This is a genomic window from Dactylosporangium siamense (genome assembly GCF_016862795.1).
Classification (GTDB): Bacteria; Actinomycetota; Actinomycetes; order Mycobacteriales; family Micromonosporaceae; genus Dactylosporangium; species Dactylosporangium siamense.
This window is the reverse complement of record NZ_BONQ01000115.1, coordinates 1-17,184: the sequence shown is the minus strand read 5'-3', so window position 1 is coordinate 17,184 and position 17,184 is coordinate 1. Positions and strand designations below refer to the sequence as shown.

The window sequence follows — 17,184 nt, the reverse complement described above, 5'->3', positions numbered from 1 at the left end:
GATCACTGTAAGGACCGTTACCGAACTGGGACGCAACCTCGCGCAGTCTGGAACACGTCCAAGGAGCGGATGGCTCACGCTTTCCGTTACTTCATAGGATGCCCCTGCTCCGGTTCAACGTGTTGAACCGTGTGGCACAAACCCGGGATACACCGGTGTTGTATCCGGTGCATGCTCTAGCCCAACGAAGGAGGTGTGGACATGGGAGTCTCCGCACGCGCACTGGCCACGATCACCGCTCTTGCCGGACTGATCGCCCTCTCTGCTTGCAGCGCTGACGAAAAACCCAAATGGAGTGACAGCGGCAGTGCCGGCGGCCCCTCGGCTTCCGCGTCCGCCGCGCAGCCAACCGCGACCCTTACCGCGCCGGCCGACGGCGCGACCGGCGTATCCACCGCCACCGAACTCGCCCTGCAGGCGGCGCCCGGCGCGAACGCGTCGGTCACGCTGACGGACGCGTCCGGTGCGGCGGTCAACGGCGGCCTGCGCTCGGACGGCACGACCTGGATCCCCGCGACGCAGCTCAAATACGGCACGCAGTACACCGCGACCGTGACCTCCGCCGGCGACAGTGCCGGTAAGAAGGTCACGTTCACGACCATGGCGAAGCCCGGCAAGACGGTCAACGTGTCGACGGCCCTGTCCGACAACAAGGTCTACGGCGTGGCCATCCCCGTCGTCGTCCGGTTCGGCTCCAGCGTCCCGACGGAGCTGCGGGCGAGCGTCGAGAAGCGGCTGCTCGTCACCAGCACACCGCCGCAGGTCGGCACCTGGTACTGGTTCAACGGCGGCGAGGTGCACTACCGCCCGAAGGAGTACTGGCAGACCGGCACCAAGGTCACTGTCCGGCTGGCGACCGGTGGCCTGCAGCTGACGAAGACCGGCTGGGGCACCAAGGACGTCACGACGAACTTCACCATCGGCGACAAGATCATCATGACGACCGACGACAAGACCCACCAGATGACGGTGGAGAAGAACGGTGAGGTCATCAAGACCGTGCCGGTCAGCCTCGGCAAGGCCAAGACGCCGAGCTCCAGCGGCACCATGGTGGTCATGGACAAGCAGCAGTCCGAGCTGTTCGTGTCGACCGACCCGTCCGACCCGTACCGCGAGACGGTGTACCTGACGCAGCGCATGACCAGCGGCGGCGAGTACATCCACGCGGCCCCGTGGTCCGAGGGCGACCAGGGCAAGCGCAACGTCTCGCACGGCTGCACCAACGTCTCGCAGAAGAACGCGAAGTTCCTGTTCGACCTGACGAAGATCGGCGACGTCGTGATCGTCAAGGGGACCCCGCGCAAGCTCGCCTGGGGCAACGGCTGGACGGACTGGGACAAGACCTGGGACGAGTACGTGAAGGGCAGCGCCCTCCCGCCGCCGGCCGCACCGGCCGCCGACCCGAGCGGCAGTGCCCAGCCGAGCGCCACGGTCACCGTTTCACCGTCCGCGTGAGCGATCGGGCACAGTAAGCGAAACAGGGGCCGCTGTCAGACTTCCACCGGACGGTGGGGCTGACAGCGGCCCCTTCCGTGTTCCACCATGGCAGCCGTGCTGGACTGGGTCGACCCGACGTTCCACGCCACCGAGGTCATCCTCACGGCGCTGGTCGTGCTGGTGCTCGCCGTCAGCGTCCTGCGCGCGTCGCCGGCCGGGATGCGGGAACGGATCAAGGCCAAGGGACTGGCCGCGGCGTTCCGGCGGTCCGCGGCCACGAACACCCTCGCCACCCTCATCGCCCTCGAAGCCGTCCTCGTCGGACCCGGCCTCGACCTCGCCGACCTCGGGCTGCGACCCGTCACCACCGGTGACGTCCTGATCGCGCTGGGGTTGCCCGCCGCGGCCGCCGGGACCGCCGCGCTGCTCGCGATCCGCTCGGGCGGGATCAGCCCCGACGACGATCCCCTGGCGTTCCTGCGGCCCGCGACGCCGTCGCAGCGACGCTGGGCGGCCGTCGGGGCCATCGCCGCCGGGACCGGCGAGGAGATCGTCTTCCGTGGGTTGTTCATCGCGGCGGGTACGGGCATGCTCGGGCTCCCCGTCTGGGCGGCAGCCGTCCTCGCGGTGATCCTGTTCGGCGTCGGCCACCGGTACCAGGGCCTCCGCGGCATGCTCACCACGGGCGCCGCGGCGGTCGTGTTCACCGTCCTGTACGCGCTGACCGGCAACCTCATCGTCCCGATCGCCCTGCACATCACCGTCGACCTGGTGTCCCTCCTGCTCGTCCCGGCCCTCCTCGCCCGCAGCGGCGCGCCGGAGACGGCCGCGCCGACCGGGGCAGACACGGCGGCGGCGGAGACCGCATCATGACGGCGTGTTCGATTGGCTTGATCCCCGGTTCGACGTCGCCGCCTCCTCCCTGACGCTGCTCCTCCTCGTGGCGACCGTCGCCGCCGCCGCGTACGGCGCCACGGCGAAGGCCCGCGCCGCCGTGGAGCGCCTGGTGGCAACCCCTGGCGGCAGGATCCGGCTGTACCGCGCCGGCATCAGCCGATCGGTGCTGCTGGCGGTCGCCGCGGTCGCGGTGGTGTGGACCGACGGCATCGACCTCACCGACCTGGGCCTGCGGGCACCGGGGGCCGTCGACGGCGTCGTCGCGGTGCTCGTGTCGGCGGTGCTGGGGCTGTCCGTGGTCGTGAACCACGTGCGGTTCGCCCGCGCCCGCCGCGACGGCGTGCACATCCGTTCCCTGCGCGCCGCTGAGGAGACCCTGGCCCGGGTCCGCTTCCTGCATGCGCGCACGGCGGCCGAACGCGCGCACGCGGGCCTGCTCGCGCTCTGCGTCGGCGTCAGTGAGGAACTCGTCTACCGCGGGCTGTTCATCGCCGCCGGCATCGGGCTGCTCGGCCTGGACCCGCTGGTGGCGGCGCTGCTGTCACTGCTGGTATTCGGCGCCGCCCACGCCTACCAGGGCTGGCGTGGCGTCGTCGGCGCGACGGCGACCGGGCTGCTCTTCACGCTCGCCTACAACCTCACCGGGGGCATCTTCGCGTCGATCGTCATCCACGCCGTGTTCGACGTGGCCGCCATCGTCATCGGCCCCTGGCTGGCCCAGCGCATCGAGGCCCGGCCCAGCCCCACACCGGCCGTCGAGCCGGCGGTCGGGCCAGCGGTCGGGCCAGCCGTCGAGCCAGCCGTCGGGCCAGCCGTCGAGCTGACTGCGGCACCTGCCGCCGCGCCGGCCGTGCCCGCGACGGCGACGACGCCGCTCACGCTACGCAGCGCGACGCCGGAGTAGACGCAGGGTCGATGTCGGGAATCGGGCATCGCGCACGGATCGACGCACCGCTACCGTCTCGCGCATGGCTCTCGTCCGTCGCACGAACGTGCTCGGCCCCAACTCCAACCGTGTCGTCGCCACCGCGGCGGTAGCGCCCGCCGCGCAGGCCGACGCGCCCGCGATCGGCCGGGCCCACGTGCCCTTCCAGCAAGGCCCGTCGAACCGTTCGGCGAGCGCCGAAACCCCCGAGACCGAGACCCCCGCGCCCGGTGCGGCCGCGCCGGGCGACGAGGTCGGGATCGCGATCGCGTCGGCCGGGCCGGTCGTCGAGCCGACCCCGGGCGGCGAGGCGGCCGCCGTCCCGCCGCAGCCCGCGTCGGTGCTGTCGCTGGTGTCGGCGTTCGCCCTGGTCGCCGCCGGTGGCGCCGGGTCGTGGGCGCTGTGGCACTACAACATCAACGCGCAGGCGATCCGGCTGCCGGACGCGACGACGTTCTTCGCGGTGCTGTTCGCGTTCGCGACGGCCGTCGAGCGGGTCCTGGAGCCGTTCGCCCGGTTCCTGCCCGGCAAGCACGCCCGCGGTGAGCTGGAGGCGGCGGTGGCGAACCTCGCCAACAAGTATCACGACGCCACCCTCGACGACCTGATCCAGGTCGCGCACGCGAAGTCGATGCTGGAGAAGGGCCGGGCCAGCCGCGGCCTCGTCTCGTGGGGCATCGCGACCGCGGTGGCGACAGTCGCGTCGTCGGCGGGCGGGCTGTACCTGCTGCACTCCATCGCCGGGGAGAACTGGAACGGCATCCCGGTCTGGATCGACGCGATCGTCACCGGCATCGTCGTCGGCAGCGGCACGAAGCCCCTCCACGACGTGATCAGCAAGGTCCAGAAGAACAAGGAGAAGTCCGAGGACACCCCATAACTCAGGGGGACATCCCGGAACTCAGATGACCAGCAGCCCGTCGGTCTGCGAACTCTGCGTCATGACCGACAGGGCCGCCGGCACCTCCAGGAACGGCAGGTAGGGCAGGTCGTAGGGGTGCATCCGCAGCACCTGCGTGGCGTGGTGGCCGGGCACGACCCCGGCCGGGTAGGCGCGGGCGCACCGCCGGTCGACGAGCCCGTGCCGGGTCGCGAAGTCGGCGACGGCCTGCCACTCCTCCAGGTGCGCGACCGTCGGCAGCGGCATCCCGGGCGGCTCGGCGAACACGTCGACCGACGCGAACGGTTCGCTGCCCGCCAGCCACCACGACAGGCACCGCACCGCGGAGCGCAGCGGGTGCTCGCACCAGTACGGCACCAGCCCGGCCCGCAGCACGTGCCACGGGTCGAGGAGCCGGCCGCACTCCACGACGAGCCGGCCGCCGGTGCGCTCACCGGTCCGCAGCCACTGCCGGTACAGGTCCGCGACGGCGCCGCTGAGGACGTCCGGGTGCCGGTACAGGACCTGGCGGACCGGGTGGCCGTGGGCCGAGCCGTACCGGCGCAGGTCCTCGACGAGCCCGCGGTCGACGGCCCGTTCGCCGTCGCTGTCCTCGCGGGGCGCCCGGCCGCGCAGTGACCGCTCGTCGCGGTAGTCGCCGGGGCCGAGGCCGCTGGCGCGGCTGCCGAGCTGGTAGGAGTAGCCGTCGTCGCCGGGGGACGTCTGCCAGCGGCTGACGTCCCGCACGACGACGACCGGCGCGTCGGGGTGCAGCCGTTCGGCCACGAACCTGCGGTACGCGGCCGGCAGGCGCCGCCACCGCACGACGGCGTACGCGGTCGCGGCACCCGACCAGCCGCGCCACACCGGGTCGTACACCTGCCGGACCGCCACGTCGGGGTTGCCGTCGAGGATGTCGCGGGCGAGCCGCTCACCGTCGGCCGCGGGGCGTTCACCGGCGGCGACCTCGGGGGTCGGCACCTCGAACGCCACCGGCAGCCACGGCACGCCGAGCGCCATCGCGAGGTGGACGGCGGCGCCGTGCGGTGAGCCGACGACCAGCCCGCCGTAGCGGCCCTCGGGGAGCTGCCCGACGAGCCACCGGGCGACGTCCTCGGCGTCGAGCTCCCGGCGGGCGTGCCGCCCGGCGGCCGCTGCGCCTCCTGCGCCGCCCGTGCTCCCCGCGCCGCCGACGCCGCTGCCGGTGACCCGGCCGGCCCGGTCCATCGTCCATTGTGGAGTGGTGACGGCGGGCCTGGCGACGCCGCTGCGATAGGCGAGGGCCCGTCCCGAGGCGATGGCGAGTGTGGTGCCCAGTCCGTTGGGCCACAACGACTCGACGTCCTGCGTGGCCTCGACCCGCCGCCTCATACCGCTCCTCGACCTCCGGGCCCAACCACCGATCACCCGACAGCGCTCCTTCCCATGTCCGCCGCCGGTAAACCCACCCGCGGAGAAGGGCGCCAAACCCCGGGCCACAGCACCGGACCACAGCACCGCACCGCAGCACCGGCACCGCAGCACCGGCACCGCGGGCCCCTCATGGCGTCGCGAGCTGCGAACCCGTAGACTCGCTACACATGAAGGCGGACGCGCTGCGCGGGCATCTCGACGCACTCCTGCTCGCGGTGCTGGACGGCGAGCCCCGCCACGGCTACGCGATCATCGAGGCCCTGCAGGAGCGCAGTGGCGGTTCGCTGACGCTGCCGACCGGCACGGTCTATCCGGCGCTGCGCCGCCTGGAGCGCGCCGGATACGTGGAGAGCGCCTGGTCGACGGTCGGCGGCCGGGAGCGCCGCACGTACCGGCTGACCAGCGCCGGCCGGAAGGTCCTGGCCGAGGAGCGTTCGGCGTGGCAGGAGTTCACCGCCACGATCGGTGCGGTGCTGCTTCCCCCGCCCGCACCCGCCACGTCCTGATCCGGATCGGCAGCGGGCCGCTCAGCAGGCCGCAGCGCTCGGCGGAGGTTCAGGACTCGGCGGAGGTTCAGGACGCAGCGGGATTCAGGGCTCAGCAGGCCACAGCGCGCAGCCGGGGTTCCCGGGCCACGGAGACGCACCGGACGGCCAGGAGGCCCGCGTAGCCGAACGCGGCGGCGTTGACGGCGAAGCCGATCAGCACCGGCGGCCACGTCGCCGCCGCCGGCCACTGGCGCAGGCTCAGCACGAACACGCTCGCGCCCAGCACGGCGTGCATGCCGAGGAAGACCACGGTCGCCTGACCGACGAGCCGCGCATACTGCAGGCCGTCCCGCAGGAACCGGCTCCCCCAGCCGAACCCGACGATCGCGAGCCCGGCGGCCCCGGCGGCGAGGAAGGACGTGTACTGGAAGTGGTCGACGAGCACCCAGTAGACGTGGCTGGCCCGCTCGTCCGTGCTCCACGAGGTGTCCCACCACATGAGCGGCTCGAGCAGCGTCATGACGGGCAGGACGAACGCGATCCACATCGCGGTGCGGCGGCCCTGGAGGGTGGCGAGCTCGGCCTGATACCCCGGCACGACCTGCCGGTGGGTGCCGAACTCGGCCACGGCCCGGCGCTGCGCGTCGAGCGGGTCCTGTCCCGCGTCGGCATATGCCTCCGCGGCGTCCAGAAGGCTGTCACGCGCCTCGGTGACCATCTCGTGCCGGTGCCGGCGCGGCCCCCGCAGCGCGGCGGCCAGCCCGTCGACGTAGACGTCGATCGGGCCGGAACCATGTGAGACCCCGTCCACCCGACAAGGTTCCCACACCCGGCTCCGCTGCCGTCAAGCTGTGCTGCCGTCAAGCTGTGCGGCCGCCCTCGACGTGGACGACCCGGTCGAAGCTGCTCAGCTCCGCCGCGCGGTGGGTGACGACGACGACGGTCCGCGCGCCGGCGGCCCGCAGCGCCGTGTCGAGGACGGCGTCGGCGGCGGCCGGGTCGAGACCTTCGGTCGGTTCGTCCAGCAGCAGCACCGGCGGCGGCGCCACCAGGGCCCGCGCCAGCAGCAGCCGCTGCCGCTGCCCGCCGGACAGCTTCCCGCCGTCCTCGCCGACGATGTCGTCGAGCCGGTCGGCGTACTCGGGGAGTCCGGCGTCGGTGAGCGCCCGCACCAGGTCCGTGTCCTGGCACCCGGACCGGCCGAGGACCAGGTTGTCGCGGACGGTCGTGTGGAACACGTGCGCGTCGGCGAACACCCCACCGGCGACCCGCCACGCCTCGACCCCGTCGGGCCTGCCGTCGACGGTGCCGGCGGCGAGGGGTACCCGCCCGGCGATCGCGGCGAGCAACGTCGACTTGCCGGATCCACTGGCGCCGACGACCGCGACCCGGCTTCCCGCCGGCAGCCGGAGGTCCACGTCGACCAGGGCGGGCGGCAGGTCGGCGTGATACCTGACCGTGACCCCGCGCAGCACCAGATCCACCGCAGTGTCGAGCGGTCCGACCGTCTCCGGATCACCACCGGCACGATCACCAGCGGCGGCCATAGCGGCCGACGCGGGTGAGGGTCCAGCGGACGCTGCGGCCGAGGTTGCAGCCGGCGCCGCAGCCGGGATTGCAAGCGAGGTTGCATCCGGCGCTGCGGCCGGGACTGCAGGCGGGGTTGCATCCGGCGCTGCGGCCGGAGTTGCGGCGGTGGCGATCAGTTCGCGGACCCGGCGGAGTCCCCCGCGGAGCTCGGCGTGCCGGACCGCGGCCGCGGCGAGGGGCACGACGACCTCGCCGACGCTGAGGGCGACGAGCGCCAGGACCACCGCCGCCGTCCGCCCGTCGACCAGGACCGCGATCCACACCGCGACGGCGGCGGGAATCATCGCGGCGGCCCCGCCCACGACCGCGGCGACGGTGGCGGACCTGGCTTCGAGGGCGGCGAGCCGGCGGCTCCGGTCGGCGGTGTCGGCGAGGGCGGCGGGCAGCGCACCGTACGCGACGAGCTCCGCCACCCCCTGCACCACGTCCACGGTCCCCGTCGTCACGTCGCCCCGGGCGGTCGAGATGGCCGACGCCGGCGCCGCGGTGAGCCGGTGCCCGACCCACGGCAGCAGCACCCCGGCGACGAGCAGCCCGGCGAGCAGGACGAGCCCGGCCCGGGGGTCGACGACGGCGACGCCGCCGACGCCGGCGAGCCCGACGGCGGCCGCGACCCCGGCCGGCAGCGCGCCGCGCAGCACCGCGTCCTGGACCCCGTCGACGTCCGACACCACCCTGCTCAGCAGGTCCCCGGAGGACGACGACCCGGAGGACAAGGACCCGGAGGACAAGGACCCGGAGGACAAGGACCCGGAGGACAAGGACCCGGAGGAAGCAGCGGCGTCCCGGTCGCCGGCGGCGAGGGCGGCGAACGCCCGGGCTCGCAGGTCGGCCAGGACGCGCAGGACGGCGTCGTGGCCGGCGAGCCGTTCCGCGTACCGGAGGCCACCCTTGACCAGCGCGAACCCCCGCACCGCCGCGATCGCCACCGCGAGCGCGGCGAGGGGTGGCTGGTCGGCGGCCCGCACGAGCATCCAGGTCGCAGTGCCGACCAGGCCGATCCCGGCGGCCTCGGTGAGGACGCCGAGGAGCCCGGCGAAGACCAGCCGGAGCAGCGCACCGGGTCCGAGGAGCCGCACCTGCCTGGCGGCGAGCGCGGCGGTCATGCGAGCACCACCGCACCGGTGAGGGGCGCCGCGACGCCGTCCTTGATCTCGACGACCCTGGTGGCGACGGACAGCATCGCGGGCCGGTGGGCGACGAGCAGGGCGGTGCGGTCGGCGGCGAGCCTGGCCGCGGCCGCGATCACCGCCGACTCGCTGGCCGGGTCGAGGCGGGCGGTCGGCTCGTCCAGCAACAACAGATCAGCACCCCCCGAAGCACCACCGGATACGCCACCAGCGGCACCGCCACCAGCGGCACCACCAGCGGCACCACCAGCGGCACCGCCGGCGGCACCACCAGCGGCACCGCCGCGCAGCCAGGTCCTGGCCATGGCGAGGCGTTGCCGCTGGCCGCTGGACAGGCCGTGGCGGGCGAGGTCGGTGTCGTACCCGTCCGGCAGGGCCCGGATGAACGCGTCGGCGTCGGCCGCGACCGCTGCCTCGACGACCTGGTCGTGCGGCGTGGCGGGGGCGCCGAGGCGGATGTTGTCGGCGACGGTGCCGGCGAACAGGTGCGGGCGTTGCGGCATCCACGCGAGCCGGGCCCGCCACGCGGTGAGGTCGAGGTCGGCGAGGTCGACGCCGCCGACGAGGACCCGGCCGGCGCTCGGCGTCACGAACCCGAGGACCAGGGCGAGGATCGTGGACTTGCCGCCGCCGCTGGGCCCGACGAGCGCGACCCGGTCACCGGGCGCGACGTCGAGGGTCAGGTCCCGCAGTGCCACGACGTCGCCGTAGCGCACCTCGACCCGGTCGAACGCGAGACCGGTGAAGCCCGGTGCGGGGAGGCGGGGCGCTGTCCGTACCGGCGGAACAGGGGCGGACTCGAGCACCTTGAAGATCTCCGTGGCGGCCGCGAGCCCTTCCTGGCTGGCGTGGAACTTGGTGCCCAGGGCCCGCAGCGGCAGGTAGGCCTCCGGCGCGAGCAGCAGCACGACCAGCGCGGCGGTCAGGGTCAGCTTCCCGTCGAGGAGCCGCAGGCCGACGGGCACCGCGACGAGCGCCACGGAGACGGTGGCCACGAGCTCCAGGACCAGCGCGGACAGGAACGCGAGGCGCAGGGTGCGCATGGTGGCGACCCGATACGCGTCGGCCATCGCCCGGACCCGCCGCACCTGGGCCTTCTCGGCGCCGAAGGTGCGCAGCGTCGGCAGGCCGATGACGGTGTCGAGGAAGTGGCCGCCGAGGCGCTGCAGCAGGTGCCACTGATGCTTGGTGCGGGCGCCGGTCTGCCAGCCGACGAGCGCGCCGAAGACGGGGATGAGCGGCAGCGTGACACCGACGACGATCGCGGAGCTGAGGTCGGTGAACGCGAGCCAGCCCAGGGCGCCGAGGGGGACGGTGACGGCGAGGAACACCTGCGGCAGGTATGCGGCGAGGTACCCGTCGAGCCCGTCGACGCCGCGTCCCGCGAGGGTGGCGAGCTCGCCGGCACGCTGCCCGGCGAGCCAGCCGGGGCCGCGGGCGGTGGCGGCGTCGAGCAGTTCGGCCCGCAGGTGCGCCTTGACCTTGGCGGTGGCCCGGCCGGCTGCTGCGGCGGCGACCGCGCCGTGCACCCCGCGCAGCGCCACGAAGGTCAGGCAGGTGGCGACGACGCCGGTGGAGAACGAGCCGGCCAGGAGGGTGGCGAGGCTGACGGCCTGCCCGACGACGAGGATCGCGGCCAGGACGGCCGAGCCGGCCAGCACCATCGCGTATTGCCTGACCGGCCCGAGCCGCAGGAGTCTTCTGTCCATATGAACGTCCGCGCGCCCTACCAGTAGAGAGGGGTGGGCTGACTCTCCCGCCGCCGGAACAGCCACCAGCAGGAGACCTGCACGGCGACCAGCACCGGCAGCAGTGGCGCCGCGCCGATGGCGAGCAGCCGGAGCGTGTCCGCGCCGGCGGCCGCGCTGTCGACGGTCACCGTCGCACCCGGGTCCATCGTGGACGCTAGCACGCCCGGATACCTGGCCAGGGCGACCGTGATCACCGGTAGGGCGCACGCCACAAGCGTGGCCGCGAAGGCCCGTCCGCCGCTGGTGAACCGGGTCGCGACCAGCGCGGCGGCGGTGGCCACGACCAGGGCCGTGGCGAGGATCGGGTTCCGGATGCCGGGTGGGTTCTGGGTGTACCAGACGGCGGCCGCGACCAGCACGCCGACGGCGCCGGCGGGTGCCGCCCAGGTCAGCACTCTCGTCGCGATGCCCTGCCACGCCAGGTACGCGGCGCCGTTGGCCACGACGAGGATCACGTTGACGAGCGCGGTCAGCCACACGGCGGGGCTGCTCAGTGGCGCGAAGCCGTGCACGTGGCCGTCCGCGGTCATCGGTACCCCGTGCAGCACGACACCGAGCAGCAGCCCCCAACCGACGGCGAGCGCGAGCGCACCGGCCGTGCTGAGCGCGTCGAACCCGGCGGTCCGCACGGCCCGGCCGCGCAGCTGCACGCCGGTGTTGAGGGCGATGAGGCCGAGCACGATCGCGATGACCACCGGATACGCGGCGCCGAACAGCTCGCCCTCGAGCCGCGGGAACGCGGCGACGAGGACCCCGACGGCGCCGACGATCCACACCTCGTTGCCGAGGAACCGGGGCCCGACCGCGTTGAGCGCGGCTTTGCGTTCGGCGCCTGTGTGCAGCGGCAGGAGCAGTGCCACACCCTGATCGAGCCCGCCGAGCGCGAAGTAGGCCATGAAGAGCAACCCGAGGATGGTGTACCACAACGTGCTCATACGGAGATCTCCTCGCGCTCGGGCAGGGGCTGGGGCAGGAACTCGTCGCCCGGCCCGCGTCTCGCCTTGCGGGCCAGCAGCCACCAGTCGACCGTGACGAGGACGACGACGAGCGCGGTGAAGCCGACGGTCGAGGCCAGCAGCACCCCGTCGCCCATCGGTGACACCGCGTCGGCGGTCTTGAGCAGGCCGTAGACGGCCCACGGCTGGCGGCCCTCCTCGCGCACGATCCAGCCGCAGATCGCGGTGAGGAACGGCACCGGGATGAGGGCGGTGAGCAGCCACAGCATCGGCCGGGCCCAGCGCCGTTTGATGATCGTGTCGCGGATCGCGAGGACCCGCGCGGCGAGCAGGATCAGGAACAGCAGGTTCGCCACCATGATCATGACGCCGAGCGCGACGCTGACGATGCCGCTCGGGATGTAGTCGCCGGGGCCGAACTTCGCCACCATCTCGGCCTGCCGCTCGATGGCGTTGTGACCGCCGGCCAGCTTGGTGGGCTGGTTGTCGGCGAGCGGGCCGAACTGGGCATACCCGAAGCCCATGGTGAAGAACATGCCGACCAGCGCGGTGTGCAGCCCGGTGCGCAGCGACCGGCGGAACAGCTCGGCGTTGTCCTGGACCCGCCGGCGCAGGTGCCAGGCGCTGACCCCGGCGACGAACATGCCGCCGGTGAGCATGGCCGCGAAGACGGTGTGCGCCAGGGCGAACCACAGGGCGCTGTTGGTCAGCAGCGCGCCGAAGTCGGTGAGCCGGGCCGTGCCGTCGCTGTCGAGCACGTAGCCGACGGGGTGCTGCAGGAACGAGTTGGAGACCATGACCCAGAACGCGGACAGCAGCGCGGTCGCCGCGACCCCCCAGATCAGGGCCAGGTGCAGCTTCTTGTTGAGCCGGCCCCAGCCGAAGAGCCACATGCCGAGCAGCGTCGACTCGAGCACGAACGCGATCAGGGTTTCCAGGGCCAGGGGCGCGCCGAACACGTCGCCGGTGAGCCGGGACAGGCCGCTCCAGTTGAGCCCGATCTCGAACTCCATGACGAGGCCGGTGGCGATGCCGACGGCGTAGTTGATCGCGTACAGGGAGCCCCAGAAGCGGGCCGCCCGGCCGTACGTCTCGTCGCCCGTGCGCACGTACTTCGTCTGCGTGGACGCGACGAAGAAGACCAGGCCGAGCGTGAGCGCGACGAAGAGGAAGTGCAGCGAGGCGGTGGCGGCGAACTGCCATCGCGCGAGGTCCAACGCGTTCATAGGTCGTCCCCCGACATGTACCCGAACAACATGTCGGCAGCCTACATGTACCGACCACAAAAAGCAGCGCCCGTCCTCCGCCAAGGACGAGCGCTGCTGAGAAAGGTCTCAGGGTTTCTGTGCCGGCTTCTATGCCGCCGTGTTGCGCCTTCCCGCCACCTGGGCGAGGCCGACCAGGGCGTGGGCCCGGGCATACTCCGCCGGCGTGATCGGCGGCGCGGGACGGCGCACGTACAGCGTGCCGCCGGCCGGGTCCTGCAGCTGCATGCCGGTCGCCGTGTAGCCCTCCGCGCCCGTGGACGAGTCCGCCCGCCAGGAGATGTCGCAGTCGCCGAGCAGCGACGCGATCGCCTCCTCCAGGGTCGCGGTGCCGTCCAGGACCTTGCCGGCCAGGGCGAGCACGCGGGTCGGCTCGTCGATGAGCCCTCGCACGTCGGCCTGGGCGATCCACGCGTCCCGCCCGCGACCGCGCCGGACGGCCTCGGCGAGGTCCGCGACGCTCAGCTCGTCGGGCGCCTCGACGAGGAAGTCGTCGACCGCGCCGGACTCGGTCGTGTGCACTTGGACGGAGAGGATGTTGACCTTGCGCAGCGCGAGGCTGGCGGTCAGGACGGAGAGGAAACCGGGACGGTCGTCCACGGTCGCGCGGATACGCCAGAGGGTCATTCGGGGGGCTCCTTGCTGTGGTGCAAACCCGGGACGCTGGGGTCTATGCCGCCCAGGAAGAAGACGCAGCGGCGTTTGTGCCGGCGGGAGCGGGGGTGCCGGTAACAGCACCGCCCGCTTTACCCAGCTCCGCCAAGCCGGGCCCCGCCAGCCGTTCCCCCAGCACAGATGCGGTTGCACCGACCAACTGCGCCAGCCTCGCCACTTCGGAACCGTGGAAAGGTGGTGCTCCAGCGTCGCCGTCCGCCCCGCCGCGGGCGACAACAAGGACCAGACCTCCACGCTGAAAAGGCGCGACAGCAAGATGGATGCCGTCAGCAGCGCTGATCGCGCGAGGTCGGAGTGGTGCGATGTCCACCTGTGGGGGGACATCCGGAGTGCGCCAGCTGGCGCAGATCACCGAGGAGTCGGACCATGCCTGAGCTCGCGCGCCGCCGCCCGCCCAGTCCGATCCGACCAGGATCGCGACCGCCCAGTCCGCTCCGAACAGTGCCGGTGCCGCGTCGACGACCGTTGCCAGGCCGTTCTGCGGGTTTGCCGCCACCTGTCCGATGAGCGCGACCTCGCGGCCACTACTCGGCTCCGACAGCTCCGTGCCGCGCCACACACCGTCCACGCGAACGCCTGGGATCGCCGCGAGACCGGTGAGAACACGGTCGACAGGGGCCGAAGCCGGCCAAACCACGGTAAGGTCGTCCACCGCACGGCCACCGACGCGTTCCAGCACAACGACCGAAACGATGTCGGCACCGACCACACCCAGCGTCCGGGCAACCTGCCCGAGTGAGCCGGGACGGTCGGGCAGCGCAACTCGCAGCCGTAGCAGCATGAAGTCGACCTCCCGTTCGTCCTTTGGCTGAGTACGCCGCCGTTGGTGTACGTCACTTGCTCTCCGGTAGTGACAACAGTCTGCCCACCGCGGATTTCCGTGCCGTTTCGCCGCAGTGTCGATGCCGGAACGTCTCAGCGCCCGCGAAAACGGACATTGACGGTGAAAAACCTCGCTGGGTGCTTGACAGAGAACGCGTCTCACCCATGGACTGGCCGTATGAGCACCCCGCCCGGTCTCGACCTCCCCCGCCTCGCGGCCTACCTGCAGGACAAGGCCCCCGGGCTCATCAGCGAACCGATCAACGCCGAGCTCATCGCCGGTGGCCGCTCCAACCTGACCTACGTGGTCAACGAGGTCTTCGTGCTGCGCCGCCCGCCGCTCGGGCACGTCCTGGCCACCGCGCACGACATGGCCCGGGAGCACCGGATCATCTCCGCCCTCGGTCCGACGCCGGTGCCGGTGCCCGACGCGCTGCTGCTGTGCGAGGACCCCGACGTCCTCGGCGCGCCGTTCTACCTGATGTCGCGGGTGCCCGGGGTGGTGCTGCGCAGCCGCCGGCAGACCGACCCGCTCGGCGACGAGGCCCGCCGCGAGGTGGCGTTCGCGATGATGGACACCCTCGCCGTCCTGCACCGCGTCGACCCCGCCGAGGTCGGGCTCGGCGACTTCGGCCGGCCCGAGGGCTTCCTGGAGCGCCAGGTCCGACGGTGGTCGAAGCAGCTGGCGCAGTCGACGAGCCGGGATCTGCCCGACGCGGCGGTGCTGCGGGACCGCCTCGCGGCCGGCATCCCCGCCTCCGCCACGACCGCGATCGTGCACGGCGACTACCGGCTCGACAACCTCATCGTCGACCCCGCGACCATGCGCGTCGCCGCGGTCCTCGACTGGGAGATGGCCACGCTCGGCGACCCGCTCACCGACCTCGGGCTGCTGCTGGCGTACTGGACGGTGCTCGACCGGCTCAAGACCGGCACCAACCCGATCGCCGACGGGCTCGGCGCCGACGCCGGGTTCCCGTCCGGCGACGCGCTGCTCGACCGCTACGCCAAGGCCAGTGACGCCGACCTCGGCGACCTGCACTGGTACGTCGCGATGGCCTGCTACAAGCTGGCCGTCATCCTCGAGGGCATCCACTTCCGCTACACCAACGGCCAGACCGTCGGCGCCGGCTTCGACCAGATCGGCGCGCTGGTCCCACCCCTGCTCGCGCAGGGGCTCACAGCGATCAACGGAGAGAGCTGATGGACTTCACCTTCGACGCCCGCACCGCCGACCTGCACGAGAAGCTCACCGACTTCATGCAGGAGGAGGTGTACCCGGCGGAGCCCCGGTTCGAGGACGAGATGGCCGCGCTCGACAACCCGTGGGCCCGTCCCCCGGTGATCGAGGCGTTGAAGGCGTCGGCCCGCGACCGCGGCCTGTGGAACCTGTTCCTGCCCGACGACCGGTTCGGCGCCGGCCTCACCAACCTGCAGTACGCGCCGCTCGCCGAGATCACCGGCCGCAGCCCGCACCTGGCCCCCGAGGCCTTGAACTGCGCCGCGCCGGACACCGGCAACATGGAGGTCCTGTCCGCGTTCGGCTCGCCGGAGCAGCAGGACCGGTGGCTCAAGCCGCTGCTCGAGGGCCAGATCCGTTCGGCGTTCTGTATGACGGAGCCGGACGTCGCCTCCTCCGACGCGACGAACATCGCCACCCGGATCGAGCGCGACGGCGACGGGTACGTCGTCAACGGCCGCAAGTGGTGGTCCTCCGGCGCGATGAACCCCAACTGCACGATCTTCATCGTCATGGGCAAGAGCGACCCCGGCGCCGAACGCCACCGCCAGCAGAGCATGATCCTCGTCCCGCGCGACACCCCGGGCGTCACCGTCAAGCGGGGGATGCACGTGTTCGGCTACACCGACGCGTCGCACGGCGGTCACGCGGAGGTGGAGTTCACGGATGTCCGGGTCCCGGCCGACCACCTCATCGCCGAGGAGGGCTCCGGCTTCGCGATCGCGCAGGCCCGGCTCGGCCCCGGCCGCATCCACCACTGCATGCGGCTCATCGGCGCCGCCGAGCGGGCGCTGCAGCTCATGTGCGAGCGCGTCAGCGAGCGGGTCGCGTTCGGCCGCCCCCTCGCCGAGCAGGGCGTGGTGCGCGACTGGATCGCCGAGTCCCGGGTCCGCATCGAGCAGGCCCGGCTCCTGGTGCTGAAGACCGCCTGGCTGATGGACACCGTCGGCAACAAGGGCGCCCACACCGAGATCCAGGCGATCAAGATCGCGGTGCCGCAGATGGCCGAATGGGTCATCGACAAGGCGATCCAGGCCCACGGCGCCGCCGGCGTCAGCCAGGACACACCCCTGGCCGCGCTCTGGGCGTCGGCCCGGACCCTGCGCCTCGCCGACGGCCCCGACGAGGTCCACCGCGCCTCCCTCGCCAAGCGGGAGCTGCGCAAGTACAGCTGAACCGGAACATGCCGAGCGGGCCGCCCCGATCTACGGGGTCGGCCCGCTCGTTGTCATTCCGCGACGCGGTACGGTGCCGGCGCCTCGTACGTGGGGGACAGCACGTCCTCCTCGTCCTCGAACCGCTCCTGCGCCGCCTGGATGGCCTTCGGGGCCGAGGCCGCCGCCGCCCAGCCGACCGCGATCCCACCGAGGACGGCGACCGCGATCCATCCCCACGGCGTGCGCTGCTTGCGGCCCGACAACGCGTCGAACGCCAGGCTCGCCCGGTGCCACGCCTCGTCGGCCGCGGACCCGACCCGGTCCGACGCCGAGCTGTAGCGGCTCGACGCCTCGTCGGCGAAGTCGTACGCCCGGTCCTTCACGGACCCACCCACCGAACGCGCCGACTCGACCGCGGACACCAGGTGATCCCAGGCGTCCTCAGCCACGCTCTCAGCGCGCCGCTTACCCTTCTTCCACTGCACGGACATCTCAGCCACCTCTCCTCCATTGACCGAGTGCCCTATCGCACCGAGACGCAAACTGCTGTTTCTAGCT

At 72.6% G+C, this 17,184-nt stretch carries 16 protein-coding genes; 7 read left to right on the top strand and 9 right to left on the bottom strand.

Annotated elements, in window-relative coordinates:
• Positions 1-201: 201 nt before the first annotated feature.
• The 4 genes from Dsi01nite_RS36680 (at position 202) to Dsi01nite_RS36665 (ending at position 4,139) form a co-directional block, all read left to right on the top strand.
• The gene (locus Dsi01nite_RS36680) at positions 202-1,455 is read left to right on the top strand and encodes a L,D-transpeptidase (RefSeq protein WP_203850968.1); all 1,254 of its coding nucleotides are present in this window, start codon (positions 202-204) and stop codon (positions 1,453-1,455) included.
• A gap of 87 nt (positions 1,456-1,542) precedes the next feature.
• Positions 1,543-2,310 carry a CPBP family intramembrane glutamic endopeptidase gene (locus tag Dsi01nite_RS36675; protein WP_203850967.1) on the top strand — a complete coding sequence of 256 codons (768 nt, stop codon included), beginning with the start codon at positions 1,543-1,545 and terminating at the stop codon, positions 2,308-2,310.
• Between the two features lie 4 nt (positions 2,311-2,314).
• Entirely contained in the window at positions 2,315-3,238 is a 924-nt protein-coding gene (locus Dsi01nite_RS36670; RefSeq protein WP_203850966.1) for a CPBP family intramembrane glutamic endopeptidase, read from the top strand.
• Positions 3,239-3,302: 64 nt separating this feature from the next.
• Entirely contained in the window at positions 3,303-4,139 is an 837-nt protein-coding gene (locus Dsi01nite_RS36665) for a hypothetical protein (RefSeq protein ID WP_203850965.1), read from the top strand.
• A 21-nt stretch (positions 4,140-4,160) separates the two neighbouring features.
• Here Dsi01nite_RS36665 and Dsi01nite_RS36660 read toward each other — a convergent pair whose 3' ends face one another.
• Positions 4,161-5,510 (bottom strand): hypothetical protein, encoded by a 1,350-nt coding sequence (locus Dsi01nite_RS36660; protein ID WP_203850964.1) that lies wholly within the window; start codon positions 5,508-5,510, stop codon positions 4,161-4,163.
• A gap of 209 nt (positions 5,511-5,719) precedes the next feature.
• Here Dsi01nite_RS36660 and Dsi01nite_RS36655 point away from each other — a divergent pair, with 209 nt between their 5' ends.
• The gene (locus tag Dsi01nite_RS36655) at positions 5,720-6,058 is read left to right on the top strand and encodes a PadR family transcriptional regulator (RefSeq protein ID WP_203850963.1); all 339 of its coding nucleotides are present in this window, start codon (positions 5,720-5,722) and stop codon (positions 6,056-6,058) included.
• Between the two features lie 91 nt (positions 6,059-6,149).
• Here the strand turns inward: Dsi01nite_RS36655 and Dsi01nite_RS36650 are convergent, their stop codons facing one another.
• The 7 genes from Dsi01nite_RS36650 to Dsi01nite_RS36620 form a co-directional block, all read right to left on the bottom strand.
• The gene (locus Dsi01nite_RS36650) at positions 6,150-6,851 is read right to left on the bottom strand and encodes a permease prefix domain 1-containing protein (RefSeq protein WP_203850962.1); all 702 of its coding nucleotides are present in this window, start codon (positions 6,849-6,851) and stop codon (positions 6,150-6,152) included.
• A gap of 49 nt (positions 6,852-6,900) precedes the next feature.
• Entirely contained in the window at positions 6,901-8,736 is a 1,836-nt protein-coding gene (locus Dsi01nite_RS36645) for an ATP-binding cassette domain-containing protein (protein ID WP_203850961.1), read from the bottom strand.
• Positions 8,733-10,469: a thiol reductant ABC exporter subunit CydD gene (cydD, locus tag Dsi01nite_RS36640; protein ID WP_239136427.1), complete on the bottom strand. Its 1,737-nt coding sequence runs from the start codon at positions 10,467-10,469 to the stop codon at positions 8,733-8,735. Before cydD ends, Dsi01nite_RS36645 begins: the two co-directional genes overlap by 4 nt.
• 17 nt (positions 10,470-10,486) lie before the next feature.
• Positions 10,487-11,446: a cytochrome d ubiquinol oxidase subunit II gene (locus tag Dsi01nite_RS36635; protein ID WP_203850960.1), complete on the bottom strand. Its 960-nt coding sequence runs from the start codon at positions 11,444-11,446 to the stop codon at positions 10,487-10,489.
• Positions 11,443-12,693: a cytochrome ubiquinol oxidase subunit I gene (locus Dsi01nite_RS36630; protein WP_203850959.1), complete on the bottom strand. Its 1,251-nt coding sequence runs from the start codon at positions 12,691-12,693 to the stop codon at positions 11,443-11,445. Before Dsi01nite_RS36630 ends, Dsi01nite_RS36635 begins: the two co-directional genes overlap by 4 nt.
• Positions 12,694-12,822: 129 nt before the next feature.
• On the bottom strand, positions 12,823-13,359 hold the full coding sequence (locus Dsi01nite_RS36625; protein ID WP_203850958.1) for an ACT domain-containing protein: 537 nt from the start codon (positions 13,357-13,359) through the stop codon (positions 12,823-12,825).
• A 43-nt stretch (positions 13,360-13,402) separates the two neighbouring features.
• Positions 13,403-14,188: an ACT domain-containing protein gene (locus Dsi01nite_RS36620; protein WP_239136426.1), complete on the bottom strand. Its 786-nt coding sequence runs from the start codon at positions 14,186-14,188 to the stop codon at positions 13,403-13,405.
• 219 nt (positions 14,189-14,407) lie between these two features.
• Between Dsi01nite_RS36620 and Dsi01nite_RS36615 the strand changes: the two genes are divergently transcribed.
• Together Dsi01nite_RS36615 and Dsi01nite_RS36610 are read left to right on the top strand one after the other, a co-directional pair.
• The gene (locus tag Dsi01nite_RS36615) at positions 14,408-15,433 is read left to right on the top strand and encodes a phosphotransferase family protein (RefSeq protein WP_203850957.1); all 1,026 of its coding nucleotides are present in this window, start codon (positions 14,408-14,410) and stop codon (positions 15,431-15,433) included.
• On the top strand, positions 15,433-16,644 hold the full coding sequence (locus Dsi01nite_RS36610; RefSeq protein ID WP_203850956.1) for an acyl-CoA dehydrogenase family protein: 1,212 nt from the start codon (positions 15,433-15,435) through the stop codon (positions 16,642-16,644). The genes Dsi01nite_RS36615 and Dsi01nite_RS36610 overlap by 1 nt, the downstream gene beginning before the upstream one ends.
• Before the next feature lie 53 nt (positions 16,645-16,697).
• On the opposite strand, the gene Dsi01nite_RS36605 is transcribed toward Dsi01nite_RS36610, so the two are convergent.
• Complete coding sequence (locus tag Dsi01nite_RS36605; protein ID WP_203850955.1) at positions 16,698-17,126, bottom strand: hypothetical protein; 429 nt, start codon at positions 17,124-17,126, stop codon at positions 16,698-16,700.
• Positions 17,127-17,184 lie beyond the last annotated feature (58 nt).